Genomic DNA, 14042 nt, shown 5'->3' on the forward strand with positions numbered 1-14042 from the left:
GGCGGTTTCAGCGCTTCAGGGCGACACCGCCGTACTGGTGCACCTCCGCGGGCAGCCCCATGGCCTCGGCGTCGGGGCGCCAGCGCGAGCACGACGTCACGCCCGGCTCCAGCAGTTCCAGACCGTCGAAGTAGCGGGCGATCTGCTCGGGGCTGCGCAGGATGTACGGGATCGAGCCACCGTCGTTGTACTGCTCGATGGCCCGGACGTACTCCTCGCTGGTGTCGGTGCTGTCGTACTGCACCAGGTAGCTGCCCGGGGGCAGGGCGTCCACCAGCTGCCGCACGATCTCGCGGGCCTCGTCGTGGTCCTCGATGTGGCCGAGGATGCCCATCAGCATGAGGGCGACGGGCTGGTCGAAGTCCAGGGTCTTCCCGGCCTCGCGGACGATGGTGCTCGGCTCGCGCAGGTCGGCGTCGACGTAGTTGGTGACGCCTTCCGGGGTGCTGGTGAGCAGGGCGCGGGCGTGCGCCAGCACCAGCGGGTCGTTGTCGACGTAGACGATCCGGCTCTCCGGTGCCACCCGCTGGGCGATCTGGTGGGTGTTGTCCACGTTGGGCAGCCCGGTGCCGATGTCCAGGAACTGGCGGATGCCCTCTTCGGCGGCCAGATGGCGGACGGCACGGGCGAGGAAGTAGCGGGCGGCGCGGGCTCCGGTCTCGATACCCGGGAAGATCTCGCGGAACGCGTCACCGGCCACACGGTCGACTTCGTAGTTGTCCTTCCCACCCAGCCAGTAGTTCCAGATCCGGGCCGAGTGCGGAACCGAGGTGTCGATCTTGGTGAGCGGCTCCTGCCCGGAGTTCTCCGCCTGATCAGTCATGGACGCTCCTGCGTGTGGTCGTGGAGGCCCACGTTAGCTTGTCTGCCTGAGAGACAGGATCAACTCCCCGGCCGTGCCGAGCAGTTCGACTTCCGCCTGGTTCATGGTGGGGTTCGCGGCCCGGCGGCACAGTGCCTGTGCCAGGGCGGACCGGGTGAGGGGGGACGGACCGGCGAGGAGGCCGCCGAGCATCGCACAGGCCAGTTCGGAGAGGCCGTCCCCGGCGACGGCGGCCTGGGCGAGGACCACCGCGGACGCCGCCCAGTCCAGGGCCGGGTCGCCCTCCCGCGTATCGGACCAGTCGATGACGCGAGGCCCGTCGGACGTGAGGATCACGTTCTCCGGATGCAGGTCCAGGTGCAGGATGCGCACCGCCGGGTCGGTGGAACGCAGGGCGGGGACGGCGTGCAGGCGGTGCAGCAGTTCGGCGAGGGTCGAGCCCGCCTCCACCGGCTCCAGGGCCCCCGCCAGGCACGCCTGGAGCATGGTCGGGCCGGAGAGCCGCTCCAGTACCAGATCGGTGCGCGAGCCGGACCGGCGGACCCGGGGCGCCGGATAGCCGTGGGCGTGCACGTGTTCCATCACCGCGCCCTCGGCCGCCGCGTCGCCCCCGCCCTCCCGCTCACGCCGCAGCACCCACGCCTGGTCGATCTCGTACACGTCGGCACGGCGGCCCGAGCCGAGCAGTCTCCCCGGCGGTGTGGTCGGCATGAGGCGAAGCTACCCTCGGCCGGTTTCCTACGGGCGGGTACAGTAGCCAGGTCGTCATCACCCGTACGGGGGGAAGCCGGTGCAATTCCGGCGCTGACCCGCAACCGTGAACCGCTGCCAGCGGTGAGCCGGATCGCCCCGGACGGTTCGTGACCGGCTCACGTGCCCGGCAGCCCGCCGGCGCACGGCACCGTCGAGGTATACGGAGCCGAGCCGCCGGGGTGTCCCGTGCTGCCCGGCTCCCCGCAGGGAGAGGCACTCGCCGATCATGAACGTCCCCCGCAGCGCCGCGGTCCTGGCCGCCGTCGCCGTGATCGGCGCCGCCACCCCGGCCGCCGCCGACCCGTCACCTTCCCCGTCCCAGGCGTTCCCGTCCGCCCTGTACGGCGACAAGGATCCCAAGTTCGACGGCGTCTGGCGGCAGTCGCTCGCGCTGCTCGCCCAGGACACGGTGGGGGTGAAGCCCGCGGCGAAGTCCGTCGCGTGGCTGGTGCGGCAGCAGTGCGCGGACGGCGGGTTCGCCGCGTACCGCGCCGACCCCACCGCCGCGTGCGACGCCAGGACCATGCTCGACACCAACGCCACCTCCGCCGCCGTCCAGGCCCTCGCCGCGCTCGGCGGGCACGACGCCGCCACCGGCAAGGCCGTCGGCTGGCTCAAGTCCGTCCAGAACAAGGACGGCGGCTGGGGCTACGCGCCCGGCGGCGCCAGCGACACCAACTCCACGTCCGTCGTCATCGGCGCGCTCACCGCCGTCGGCGAGAAGCCGGAGCAGGTCGAGAAGGACGGCAAGTCGCCCTACGACGCCCTGCTGAAGCTGGCCATGCCGTGCGGCGGGGACAGCGACGGTGCCTTCGCCTTCCAGCCGGACAAGAAGGGCAAGCTGGCCGCCAACGCGGACGCGACGGCGGCGGGTGTGCTCGGCTCACTGGGCAAGGGCATGGTGGTGAAGCCCGGCAAGAAGTCCGACGCGACCTGCGCGAAGCCGGGTACGCCGGAGCAGGCGGCGTCCAACGGGGCGGCGTACCTCACGTCCGCCCTCACCAAGGACGACGGCCACCTCACCTCCGCCCTGGCCGGCTCCACTCCCCAGCCCGACTACGGCAACACCGCCGACGCGGTCGTCGCCCTCGCGGCCCGGGGCGACACCGCCCAGGCGGAGAAGTCCCTGCGCTGGCTGGAGAAGAACTCGGCGTCCTGGGCGGCCCAGAGCGGCCCGGCCGCCTACGCCCAGCTGATCTTCGCGGCCCACGCGACGGGCGCGAACCCGCGTGACTTCGGCGGCGCGGACCTGGTGAAGCAGCTGAACTCGACGGGCCCGGCCCCACAGAGCGCCGAGCGGACCGGAGCTGCGGACGAGAAGAAGGACTCGGACTCGGGGTTCTTCGGAGTCTGGTGGTACGTCGGCGTCTTCCTCGTCGCCGGTGCCGGCATCGGCTTCCTCTTCAGCGGCGGCCGCAGGAAGAAGCAGCAGCCGTGATCCGCCGTGCCGTTCTCCTCCTCCTGGCCTCGCTCCTGCTGTGCGCGGGCGCGGGCCAGGCCCAGGCGGCCGGTTACCGGTACTGGGCGTTCTGGGAACGCGACGGCGACCACTGGGTCTACGCGACCCAGGGCCCGTCCACGTCCCGCCCCTCGGACGGCGACGTCCAGGGCTTCCGCTTCGCGGTGAGCGAGGACTCGGCGGACGCGGCCCGGCCTCGCGGCGACGCCGACTTCGCCACGATCTGCGCGAAGACGCCCGCGCGGGACGGGAAGAAGCGGGTCGCCCTGCTCCTCGACTTCGGCACGAAGAGGGACGCCCCCTCGGGCGAAACCCCACCCCCCAGCCGAACGGCCTGCGCCCAGCTCTCCCCTGACGCGACCACGGCACAGGCCCTCGCGACAGTGGCCAAACCCCTCCGCTACGACACGAACGCGCTGTTGTGCGCGATAGCCGGCTACCCGGAGAAGGGCTGCGGGGAGCAGGTGGCAAAGAACCAGTCACCACCCAAGAAGCAGACCAAGCCGGACAACGGTCCGTCCTTGGGCCTGTGGGCGGGAATCTCGGCGGTAGCGGTCCTGGCCGCAGCAGCAACCTGGCAGGTACGACGACGTGAACGTGGACGAGCTTAGCTGCGGGCAGTCGTGCCGCTGGGGCGATGGGGGTCCCCCCTGCTCGAGCGAAGCCGAGAGCTTGGGGGAGGGTGGGCGCAGCGGCACCCCGCAGCGCCGGGCTGCGCAAACGCCCCGTCACCAGCACCAACGCCGAGCACAACTGCACCCCGGCGCCTGGTGGCTCTGGTCCCTCTCCCTCGGCACCGCAGCCACCCGCACCACCAACCCCCTCCTCCTCACCCTCCTCATCACAGTCTCGACCTACGTCGTAGCCACCCGCCGCCCCCACACCCCCTGGTCCCGCTCCTACGGCGCCTTCGTCAAACTCGCCCTCGCCGTCCTCCTCATCCGCCTCCTCTTCGCTACGCTCCTCGGCTCCCCCATCCCCGGCACGCACACCCTCCTCACCCTCCCCGAAGTCGACCTCCCCGCCTGGGCCCAGGGCATCCGCCTCGGCGGCGAGGTCAGCGCGGAGGCCCTCACCTTCGCCCTCTACGACGGCCTGAAACTGGCCACCCTCCTCATCTGCGTCGGCGCCGCGAACGCCCTCGCCAACCCCTCCCGCCTCCTCAAATCCCTCCCGGGCGCCCTGTACGAACTGGGCGTAGCGGTCGTCGTGGCCCTCACCTTCGCGCCGAACCTCATCGCCGACGTCCAGCGCCTGCGCGCCGCCCGCCGTCTGCGCGGCCGCCCGGACAAGGGCGTCCGCGGGCTGCTGCACGTGGGCCTGCCGGTCCTGGAGGGCGCGCTGGAGCGCTCCGTGTCGCTCGCCGCCGCGATGGACGCCCGCGGCTACGGCCGTACCGCCCAAGTCCCCACCGCCGTCCGCCGCACCACCGCCGCCCTCACCCTCGGCGGCCTGCTCGGCGTCTGCACCGGAACGTACGGCCTGCTCACCGCCGAAGGCGGAACCTACGGCCTCCCGGTGCTCCTCACCGGCCTCGCCGCCGCCCTGGCCGGTCTCCGGCTCGGCGGACGGCGGTCGTTGCGCACCCGGTACCGCCCGGACCGCTGGGACGTGCGCGCCTGGCTGGTCGTCGCCTCCGGCGTGACGGTCGCTGCCCTCCTGGCCCTCGCCGCCGCCCGCGACCCCGCGGCCCTGCACCCGGGCGTCGTCCCCCTGGTCGCCCCCACCCTCCCGCTCTGGCCGGCCGCCGCCGTACTCCTCGGCCTGCTGCCGGCGTTCGTCGCCCCCGATCCCAAGGAGCCTTCGTGATCCGCTTCGAGGATGTCTCCGTGACCTACGACGGTGCCGCCGAGCCCACCGTCCGAGGCATCGACTTCGAGGTCCCGGAAGGTGAACTCGTCCTGCTGGCCGGCCCGTCCGGCGTCGGCAAGTCGACCGTGCTGGGCGCGGTCGGCGGACTCGTGCCGCACTTCACCGGCGGCACGCTGAGCGGCCGGGTCACGGTCGCCGGACGCGACACGCGTACGCACAAGCCGCGCGAACTCGCCGACGTCGTCGGGTCGGTCGGCCAGGACCCGCTCTCCCACTTCGTCACCGACACCGTCGAGGACGAACTCGCCTACGGAATGGAGTCGCTGGGCCTCGCCCCGGACGTGATGCGCCGCCGCGTCGAGGAGACGCTCGACCTGCTCGGCCTGGCCGCCCTGCGCGACCGCCCGATCGCCACGCTCTCCGGCGGCCAGCAGCAGCGCGTCGCGATCGGCTCGGTCCTGACCCCGCACCCGAGCGTCCTCGTCCTGGACGAGCCGACCTCCGCACTCGACCCGGCCGCCGCCGAGGAGGTCCTGGCGGTGCTCCAGCGGCTCGTACACGACCTCGGCACGACGGTGCTGATGGCCGAACACCGCCTGGAACGCGTCATCCAGTACGCCGACCAGATCGCCCTCCTGCCCGCCCCGGGCGAACCCCCGATCCTGGGCACTCCGGCCGAGATCATGGCCGTCTCCCCGGTGTACCCCCCGGTGGTCGCCCTGGGCCGCCTGGCCGACTGGTCCCCCCTCCCCCTGACAGTCCGAGACGCCCGCCGCCGTGCAGCGGACCTACGGCACCAGCTCGCCCTGAAGGGGCGCGGGGAACTGCGCGACCAGCCCCACACAGCCCGCACCCGCACACTCTCCGGACCCCCCACCCCAGTAGGCCTCCCCACAGCCGAAGTGCAGGCCCTCTCAGTAACCCGCGCCCGCATCCAAGCCCTGCGCCACATCGACCTCACCATCACCCCCGGCGAAACCATCGCCCTCATGGGCCGCAACGGCGCCGGAAAATCCACCCTCCTCAACTCACTCGTCGGCCTCATAACCCCCAGCTCCGGAACCGTCCGGCTCGGCGAAGCCACCCCTCACCGCACCGCCCCGAAGCGCCTCATCCGCAAGGTCGGCCTGGTCCCCCAGGAACCACGCGACCTGCTCTACACCGAAACCGTCGCCGCCGAGTGCACCGCGGCCGACGAGGACGCGGGTGCACCCCCCGGCACCTGCCGTGCCCTGGTCTCCGAACTGCTCCCCGGCGTCACCGACACCACCCACCCCCGGGACCTCTCGGAGGGCCAGCGGCTCGCCCTCGCCCTGGCCGTCGTCCTCACCGCCCGGCCCCCACTGCTCCTGCTGGACGAACCGACCCGTGGCCTGGACTACGCGGCGAAGGCACGGCTGGTGACCGTGCTGCGCGGTCTCGCCGCCGAGGGGCACGCCATCGTGCTGGCCACGCACGACGTGGAGCTGGCCGCCGAGCTCGCCGACCGGGTGGTGCTGCTCGCCGAGGGCGAGGTGATCGCCGACGGGCCGACGGCGGACGTCGTCGTCTCCTCGCCGTCCTTCGCCCCGCAGGTCACCAAGATCCTGGCGCCGCAGCAGTGGCTCACGGTCTCCCAGGTCCGCGCGGCGCTGCAGCACGACCCTCACCCCCGGGCCGACGCGTGAACCCGCAGAAGCAGGCCCGGGCCGTCCGTCTCGGCCCCCGCTCCGTCGCCGCCCTGGTCCTCGTCAGCGCCGTGGGCGTCGTCGGCTTCGGCTGGCCGTTCCTGACCCCGCCCGGCTCGCGGCTCAGCGCCCACGCGCAGGACGCGCCCTGGCTCTTCGCGGGTCTGCTGGTGCTGCTCGTGGCAGTGGTGGCGGCAGCGATCTCGGAGTCCGGTCTCGGCCCGAAGGCGGTGGCGATGCTCGGTGTGCTGGCCGCCACGGGGGCGGCGCTGCGGCCGATCGGCGCCGGTACCGCCGGTATCGAGCCGATGTTCTTCCTGATGGTGCTGAGCGGGCGGGTCCTCGGTCCGGGCTTCGGGTTCGTCCTCGGCTCGGTGACGATGTTCGCGTCCGCGCTGCTGACGGGCGGGGTGGGGCCGTGGATGCCGTTCCAGATGCTGGCGATGGGCTGGTTCGCGATGGGCGCGGGGCTGCTGCCCGGTCCGGACCGGCTGCGCGGCCGTGCGGAACTCGTGATGCTCGCGGCGTACGGCTTCCTCGCCGCGTTCGTCTACGGCACCGTGATGAACATGGCGGGCTGGCCCTTCATGAGCGCCCTCGCCTCGAACGTGGCGTTCGACCCGCAGGCGGCGGTCGCCACCAACCTGGCCCGCTTCCTCGCCTACTGTCTGGCCACCTCGCTCGGCTGGGACCTGGGTCGGGCCGTCGTCACGGTCGTGCTGACGCTGCTCGTCGGCCCGGCCGTGCTCAGGGCGCTGCGGCGGGCCACACGCCGGGCGGCCTTCGAGACGCCGGTCACCTTCGAGGCACCTCGGCAGTGAAGCCCCCCACATGACCCACGTCACGTACGAAGCGAGGTCGTAGGGAACAAGGCCCGGTCACGCGGCCAAGCGACGCCCGACATGCGGCCCGGCCTAGTAAAAGGGGCCTTTGCGGGCACGGGCCGGGCCCTGCTTCTCTGGTCGACCAGGCGACGGCCCCCCGATCCCCGGGGCCGTCGCCTGCACCATGTCCGGCACCGGCCGGGTCCGTCAGCCCGTGCTCACCCTGAGTTCCTTCACGCCGTTGATCCACGCCGACCGCAGCCGACGCGGGTCCTCCACCAGCCGCAACCCCGGCATGGCGTCGGCGATGGCGTTGAAGATGAGGTCGATCTCCAGCACGGCGAGGGACTTCCCCAGGCAGTAGTGCGGGCCGCCCCCGCCGAAGCCCAGGTGCGGGTTGGGGTCGCGGGTGACGTCGAAGCCGTCCGGCTCGTCGAAGACCTCGGGGTCGTGGTTGGCGGAGGCGTAGAAGAGCCCCAACCGGTCGCCCTTGCGGATCCGCTTGCCGCCGAGCTCCGTGTCCTGGGTGGCGGTGCGCTGGAAGGCCGCGACCGGGGTCGCCCAGCGCACGATCTCCTCTGCCGCCGTCGCCGGGCGCTCCCTCTTGTACAGCTCCCACTGCCCGGGGTGGGTGAGGAAGGCGTGCATGCCGTGGGTGATGGCGTTGCGGGTGGTCTCGTTGCCCGCGACGGCCAGCATCAGCACGAAGAAGCCGAACTCGTCGGAGCTGAGGTTGCCCTCGTCCTCGGCCGCCACGAGCTGCGTGACGATGTCGTGGGCCGGGCACTGCTTGCGGTCGGCCGCCATGTTCATCGCGTAGGCGATGATCTCCGTGGCCGACTCGGCGCCGACCTCCTCCGTGATGGCGTACTCCGGGTCGTCGTACGCGATCATCTTGTTGGACCAGTCGAAGATCTTGTCCCGGTCCTCCTGCGGGACGCCGATCAGCTCGGCGATCGCCTGGAGGGGCAGCTCGCAGGCCACCTGGGTGACGAAGTCGAACGGCCCGGTGTGCGCGCGGGCCTGCTCGACGATGGCGTGGGCCCGGTTCCGCAGTCTCTCCCCCAGCGCCCGGATCGCCCGGGGCGTGAACCCGCGCTGCACGATCTGCCGGACCCGCGTGTGCTCCGGCGGGTCCATGTTGAGCAGGATGAACCGCTGGGCGTCGATGGCGTCGCGCTCGATGTGCTCGTTGAAGCGGATGATCGCCGTGTTGAGGTACGACGAGAACAGCTCCGGGTGGGTGGAGACGTACTTGACGTCGGAATGCCGGGTGACCGCCCAGTAGCCCTCGTCCTGGAAACCGGCGAGACCGGCCGGCTGCGGCACCCAGCAGACCGGCTCCACCCGGCGCAGCTCGGCGAACTCCGGCAGGGGCACGCGACTGTGCAGCAGGTCGGGGTCGGTGAAGTCGAACCCGTCGGGCAGCGCGGGACAGGGCATGGGCGGCTCCCACCACTCGTACCGACTCTGAGTCTGACGGCCCATCAGCTGTGCGGAGTTGCGGTGACGGTAGTAACGGGTTCTACAAGTAGCAAGAGGCACGGGCCCGCCAATTGCCCGCACGACTATTGCGGTCACCGAGCGGCCCTCAGCACACTGCATGCAGAACTAGAACGCGTACTAGTTCCGCTGAGCCTCCCGGAGAGGACCCGCACCCATGGCTGCCGAACCCGTGATCGTCGAAGCCGTACGCACCCCGATCGGCAAGCGCGGCGGCGCGCTCGCCAACCTGCACCCCGCCTACCTCCTGGGCGAGACGTACCGCGAACTCCTCGGTCGCACCGGCATCCCGGCCGACTGCGTCGAGCAGATCGTCGGCGGCACGGTCACACACGCCGGCGAGCAGTCCATGAACCCCGCGCGCACGGCCTGGCTCACGATGGGACTGCCCTGCGAGACGGCCGCGACGACCGTCGACGCGCAGTGCGGGTCCTCGCAGCAGGCCTCGCACATGGTGGCCAACATGGTCGCGGCGGGCGTGATCGACGTCGGCATCTCCTGCGGGGTGGAGTCGATGTCGCGGGTGCCGCTGGGGTCGGGCTCGAAGCACGGGCCGGGCAAGCCGTTCCCCGACGAGTGGAACGTGGACCTGCCGAACCAGTTCGAGGCGGCGGAGCGCATCGCCCGCCACCGGGGGCTCACCCGAGAGGACGTCGACGCACTGGGCCTCGCCTCCCAGGAACGGGCCGCCCACGCCTGGGCGGAGGAGCGCTTCAAACGAGAGACCTTCGCGGTCCAGGTCCCCACGACCGAGGAGGAGCAGCACGCCGGGCAGGGCATGTGGCGCCTGGTCGACAAGGACGAGGGCCTGCGCGACACGACGGCGGAGGCGCTGGCGTCCCTGAAGCCGATCATGCCGACGGCGGTGCACACGGCCGGCAACTCGTCCCAGATCTCCGACGGGGCGGCGGCGATCATGTGGGCGTCGAAGCGGATGACTCGGGCGCTGAAGTTGCGTCCCCGGGCCCGGATCGTGGCCCAGGCACTGGTCGGCTCCGACCCCCACTTCCACCTCGACGGCCCGATCGACGCGACCAACGCCGTACTGGGCAAGGCCGGGATGTCGTTGAAGGACATCGACCTCGTGGAGATCAACGAGGCGTTCGCGTCCGTCGTGCTCAGCTGGGCACGGGTCTTCGAGCAGGACCTGTCGAAGGTGAACGTCAACGGCGGGGCGATCGCACTCGGGCACCCGGTGGGAGCCACCGGGGCCCGGCTCATCACGACGGCGCTTCATGAACTGGAGCGCACGGACAAGGAGTTCGCGCTGATCACCATGTGTGCGGGGGGCGCTTTGGCCACCGGCACGATCATTCAGCGGCTGTAGTCGTCGCCCAGTTGACGAAGGTGGTGAACGTGGCGGGGTCGAGCGTGAGCATCGGTCCCGCCGGGTTCTTGGAGTCGCGTATTGCGACAGCGGCCTCCGGGGTTTCAGCGACTTCGAGGCACTGGCCGCCCTGGTCGCCGCTGTACGTCGACTTACGCCACTGCATCTCCATAGCGTTCCTCCATTACGCGCCGGATGAGCTCCGCCGAGTTGGTGAGGGAAAGCGCGGCGGCCCGGAGGTGATCGTAGTGGCCCGCATCTCCAACTCGGCCACCTGCTGGAACCAGGACGGGAGCCGGCTCCGCAGCACGAGTTCCACCAGCCGCGAGAACATCCCGTCCGCGCCCAGCGCCGCATCCGCCCGTTCGCTGAACTCCGGCGTCGGAACCTTCCGGGCGGTCTCGATCTGCCCCACCAGCGAGCCGGTGTAGTTGAGGATCTGCCCGAGCTGCTTCAGCGTCAGTCCCGCCGCTTCCCGGTGCCTCCGCAGCTCGAAGCCGTAGTAGTCCAGCGGGGAAGCACCCGGGTCAAGGGCGTTGATGTTGGTCACGCGGAGCCCCTCTCACGCAACTCCGTCCACTACGGGACGTGCTGTATTCGTTCCGTAGCCGAGGGTAGTCACCGCACGTCAGCATCAGTGGCGCATGCCCGAGCTGTCCGACACCGTCGAACTGGGCCTGACCGAACTGCTCGCCAACGTCGTACGACACGTCCCGGACCGGCGCTGCGCGCTGCTGATTTTGCGACAGCCGGCCGGAGTGCGGGTGGAGGTGTCGGACGGCAGCGACCAACTCCCCTGCACGCCGGCCTCACTGAACCCGGGGTCCGAGAACGGCCGCGGACTCCTCCTGCTCGACGCGATGGTCGACAAGTGGGGCGTGTCGCCACGGTCGGAGGGCGGGAAGACCGTGTGGTTCGAATGCACTCGCGCAGGAAGCCGCCCCGTCGGTCAGGCGGCTTCTTCCCACTGCCCGGGGGAGACGTCGTCCTCGTCTATCAGGGACACACGTGTTTTTCGCCTCCCGAGTCCGCCACTCCGGCTCCAGGGCTGCGGCCCATCTCACTGGCGCTGCGGCCCATCTCACCGGCATCGATGAGCGTGCCGATGGCGCGCCTGCGCAAGCCGTTGCGCTGGCTGGTCTCGTTCAGGGATTCAACGGCGTCGCACCAGATGTCGAGGTCGGGAGCCGCATTCAGTTCGATGGAGCGGGCCATGGCCCGGCGGGAGGCCCGGGCCCAGTTGCCCGGGTCCCGCAGGAACGTCAGGGCCTCGGTCCACGCGTTGAGGTCGTCTCGGTAGGCGAAGATCCCGGCTTCGCCCAGGGACTCGACGAGCCCGGGCGTGGGATGGGCGATCACCGGGATGCCCGAGGCGAACGCCTCCACCGCCACCCGCCCCCATGACTCGTACAAGCTCGGCATGAGTATCACGCGCGCCCTGCTGTAGACGTGTTCGCGCATCATGTGTCCCGGCACCCCGTCGACAACTTCACAGTTGGGCAGCCGTGGTGGCGGCATGACTTGCTGCCCGTAGGCGCCGCGGACACCGAGGAACCTCCATTCCGGCGTCCACGCGGCGATCCGCCAGAAGATGTCGCCGCCTTTGTCGGCGTTCAGGTTCACCAGGGTCGCGCAGTCACCCGGTGTGGTGTGGTACTCCTCGGCGATCACGGGAGGGCGGACGACGATCGTGCGCCGGGGCAGAAACTCGGGAGGGTACCGCGCGTAGAAGATCTCGCCGTCCCGCCGGATCCACTCGCTGTTGTAGACCACGAGATCGGCACCCGCGGCGTTGTGGAAGCTCGTGGCGAAATTGTCGTGGCAGATCACGACCACGGGTATCCGGCGGGCCCGGGCAAGTCCCGACACGAGGGGGACATTCTCGAAATGGGAGAGGAGTACGTCTGCCCTTTGGACCTCGGCGGCGAAGTCCGCGCCCTCCTGATAGGGCACGACCCGTACTCCGTCGATGTCATAACTCTTCTGCATGCTTCCGGGATGCGACAGCCAGACCGTCACCCGGTGGCCGCGCTCGCTCAAGGGACGAAGCATCGAGTGGAGCATCCACTCGGATCCCGCGTTGTGGGCCGGGGGATATCCGTACACCCGGGCCATGATGGACATGCTCCGCGACCTGGCCGGTGTGGCCGGAGCGGGCCTGTGGGGGCGAGACGCCACCGTATCCACCTGTAGGTACTCCCTTTTGTTGAGGACAAGACGGCACTGCACCGGCGCGACGCCCTCGAACACCCTGCCCGCGCGGGTCCGCAGGACGCGGGCTGCGGACCCCGCGGGCAGGCTGTCTTTCGTGGTGTCACTTCGGCGGGAAGGCCCCGGCGGTCACGCCGGGGGCGGCTCCTCGACGCGGATGGCCGTGGAGTCCGAGAGCCGGTCGCCGATGCGGAACGTCAGCCTGGTGCCTCCCAGCCGGGCGTCGGCGGGGGTTTTCACCGCGACCCATACGGCGGACACCGAATCCCTTCCCGACAGGGCCAGGTCGACATTGTCGAAGGTGAGGCTCTGCCCGTCGGGCGACACGGTCCCGTAGTAGGAACGCGAGGTCCCGGCGGCGGGCAACACGGTCAGCGTGTACCGGGGTTCGCCCACGAACTGCAGGCCCACTCCCGCGGGGAGATCCACACGGACGTTCTGCGGAGCGATCGTGCCGTCGTCCTCGGCGCGTACTTGCACACCCGGGTAGCCGGTGTTGCCGGCGCGTTCCAGCCTCACATCCGGCGGCCCCCCGGGTGCCACCGAGAACCGGGCGGTGGAAGCGACATCACTCACCTTCCGCACCCGATGGTTGTTGGTGTCGGCGATGAAGAGGCTGCCGCCGGAATCCACCGCAACACCAACGGGAGCGTTGAGCTGGACATCGATGGCCGGCCCGCCGTCGCCGTTGAATCCGGGGGTGCCGGTCCCCGCGACCGTGGTGATCAGCCGGGTCGCCGCATCCACCCTCCGCACCCGATGGTTGGAGGCATCGGCGATGAAGAGGCTGCCGCCGGAATCCACCGCAACAGTGTGTGGAGCGTTGAGCCGGGCGTTGACGGCCGGCTGGTTGTCGCCGTTGAAGCCGGCGGTGCCGTTCCCCGCGACCGTGGTGATCTGCCGGGTCACCGCGTCCACCCTCCGCACCCGATGGTTGGCGTAGTCGCCGATGAAGACGTTGCCGCCGGAATCCACCGCGACACCAACGGGACCGTTGAGCTGGGCGTTGACGGCTGACTGGTTGTCGCCGTTGAAGCCGGCGGTGCCGTTCCCCGCGACCGTGGTGATCTGCCGGGTCACCGCGTCCACCCTCCGCACCCGATGGTTGTTGAAGTCGCCGATGAAGACGTTGCCGCCGGAATCCACTGCGACACCAATGGGACTGTAGAGCTGAGCGTTGACGGCTGACTGGTTGTCGCCGTTGAAGCCGGGGGTGCCGTTCCCCACGACCGTGGTGATCTGCCGGGTCACCGCGTCCACCCTCCGCACCCGATGGTTGTTGCAGTCGGAGATGTAGACGTTGCCGCCGGAATCCACCGCGACACCACGGGGAGCGTTGAGTTGGGCATAGACAGCCGGCTGGTTGTCGCCGTTGAAGCCGGCGGTGCCGTTCCCCGCGACCGTGGTGATCTGCCCGGTCGCCGCATCCACCCTCCGCACCCGATGGTTGCTGTAGTCGGAGAAGAAGAGGTTGCCGCTGGAATCCACCGCGACTTTGCGGGGACCATTGACTTGGGCGCAGACGGCCGGCCCATAGTCGCTGCTAAAACCAGCGGTGCCGTTACCCGCGACAATGTAGATGGCGGGTTCACGCGTGACGACACGCATGGTTTCGAGACCGGTCACAGCATTTGTCCTTTCTCTCCGGACAGCAGGGACTTCC

Annotated in this window: 13 protein-coding genes, 1 pseudogene and 1 riboswitch; of the genes and pseudogenes, 7 read left to right on the forward strand and 7 right to left on the reverse strand. The window is 70.6% G+C overall.

Annotated elements, in window-relative coordinates:
• Window positions 1-7: 7 nt before the first annotated feature.
• A complete protein-coding gene (locus ABZ016_RS01070) occupies window positions 8-823 on the reverse strand; it encodes an SAM-dependent methyltransferase (RefSeq protein ID WP_356914417.1) in 816 nt (271 codons plus the stop codon).
• Window positions 824-856: 33 nt separating this feature from the next.
• Window positions 857-1534 (reverse strand): phosphotransferase, encoded by a 678-nt coding sequence (locus ABZ016_RS01075; RefSeq protein WP_356914418.1) that lies wholly within the window; start codon window positions 1532-1534, stop codon window positions 857-859.
• A gap of 69 nt (window positions 1535-1603) precedes the next feature.
• Window positions 1604-1673: riboswitch (cobalamin riboswitch) on the forward strand.
• 129 nt (window positions 1674-1802) lie between these two features.
• On the opposite strand from ABZ016_RS01075, the gene ABZ016_RS01080 reads away from it, so the two are divergent.
• The 5 genes from ABZ016_RS01080 to ABZ016_RS01100 all read left to right on the forward strand — a co-directional run bounded on the left by ABZ016_RS01080 (window position 1803) and on the right by ABZ016_RS01100 (window position 7335).
• Window positions 1803-3014 carry a prenyltransferase/squalene oxidase repeat-containing protein gene (locus tag ABZ016_RS01080; RefSeq protein WP_356914419.1) on the forward strand — a complete coding sequence of 404 codons (1212 nt, stop codon included), beginning with the start codon at window positions 1803-1805 and terminating at the stop codon, window positions 3012-3014.
• Window positions 3011-3646: an SCO2322 family protein gene (locus tag ABZ016_RS01085; protein ID WP_356914420.1), complete on the forward strand. Its 636-nt coding sequence runs from the start codon at window positions 3011-3013 to the stop codon at window positions 3644-3646. The genes ABZ016_RS01080 and ABZ016_RS01085 overlap by 4 nt, the downstream gene beginning before the upstream one ends.
• 142 nt (window positions 3647-3788) lie before the next feature.
• Window positions 3789-4844, forward strand: coding sequence for a CbiQ family ECF transporter T component (locus ABZ016_RS01090; RefSeq protein ID WP_356915029.1), 1056 nt, complete (start codon window positions 3789-3791; stop codon window positions 4842-4844).
• A complete protein-coding gene (locus ABZ016_RS01095; protein ID WP_356914421.1) occupies window positions 4841-6514 on the forward strand; it encodes an ATP-binding cassette domain-containing protein in 1674 nt (557 codons plus the stop codon). The genes ABZ016_RS01090 and ABZ016_RS01095 overlap by 4 nt, the downstream gene beginning before the upstream one ends.
• Window positions 6511-7335 carry an ECF transporter S component gene (locus ABZ016_RS01100; protein WP_356914422.1) on the forward strand — a complete coding sequence of 275 codons (825 nt, stop codon included), beginning with the start codon at window positions 6511-6513 and terminating at the stop codon, window positions 7333-7335. Before ABZ016_RS01095 ends, ABZ016_RS01100 begins: the two co-directional genes overlap by 4 nt.
• Before the next feature lie 210 nt (window positions 7336-7545).
• Here ABZ016_RS01100 and ABZ016_RS01105 read toward each other — a convergent pair whose 3' ends face one another.
• Window positions 7546-8781, reverse strand: a complete 1236-nt coding sequence (locus ABZ016_RS01105; protein WP_356914423.1) for a cytochrome P450 — start codon at window positions 8779-8781, stop codon at window positions 7546-7548.
• Window positions 8782-8998: 217 nt separating this feature from the next.
• On the opposite strand from ABZ016_RS01105, the gene ABZ016_RS01110 reads away from it, so the two are divergent.
• Window positions 8999-10168, forward strand: coding sequence for a steroid 3-ketoacyl-CoA thiolase (locus ABZ016_RS01110; protein ID WP_356914424.1), 1170 nt, complete (start codon window positions 8999-9001; stop codon window positions 10166-10168).
• Here ABZ016_RS01110 and ABZ016_RS01115 read toward each other — a convergent pair.
• Both ABZ016_RS01115 and ABZ016_RS01120 read right to left on the reverse strand, forming a co-directional pair.
• Window positions 10152-10340 carry a DUF397 domain-containing protein gene (locus ABZ016_RS01115; RefSeq protein ID WP_356914425.1) on the reverse strand — a complete coding sequence of 63 codons (189 nt, stop codon included), beginning with the start codon at window positions 10338-10340 and terminating at the stop codon, window positions 10152-10154. The two genes, ABZ016_RS01110 and ABZ016_RS01115, sit on opposite strands and share 17 nt — an antisense overlap.
• 78 nt (window positions 10341-10418) lie before the next feature.
• Window positions 10419-10718: pseudogene (locus ABZ016_RS01120) on the reverse strand (helix-turn-helix transcriptional regulator); the annotation flags it as partial.
• 94 nt (window positions 10719-10812) lie between these two features.
• Here ABZ016_RS01120 and ABZ016_RS01125 point away from each other — a divergent pair.
• Window positions 10813-11265, forward strand: coding sequence for an ATP-binding protein (locus ABZ016_RS01125; RefSeq protein WP_356914426.1), 453 nt, complete (start codon window positions 10813-10815; stop codon window positions 11263-11265).
• Here the strand turns inward: ABZ016_RS01125 and ABZ016_RS01130 are convergent.
• Entirely contained in the window at window positions 11165-12292 is a 1128-nt protein-coding gene (locus tag ABZ016_RS01130; protein WP_356914427.1) for a glycosyltransferase family 4 protein, read from the reverse strand. The two genes, ABZ016_RS01125 and ABZ016_RS01130, sit on opposite strands and share 101 nt — an antisense overlap.
• A 216-nt stretch (window positions 12293-12508) precedes the next feature.
• The gene (locus tag ABZ016_RS01135) at window positions 12509-14005 is read right to left on the reverse strand and encodes an NHL repeat-containing protein (protein ID WP_356914428.1); all 1497 of its coding nucleotides are present in this window, start codon (window positions 14003-14005) and stop codon (window positions 12509-12511) included.
• Between the last annotated feature and the right edge of the window lie 37 nt (window positions 14006-14042).

It is taken from the genome of Streptomyces sp. NPDC006372, assembly GCF_040612515.1.
GTDB lineage: Bacteria > Actinomycetota > Actinomycetes > Streptomycetales > Streptomycetaceae > Streptomyces.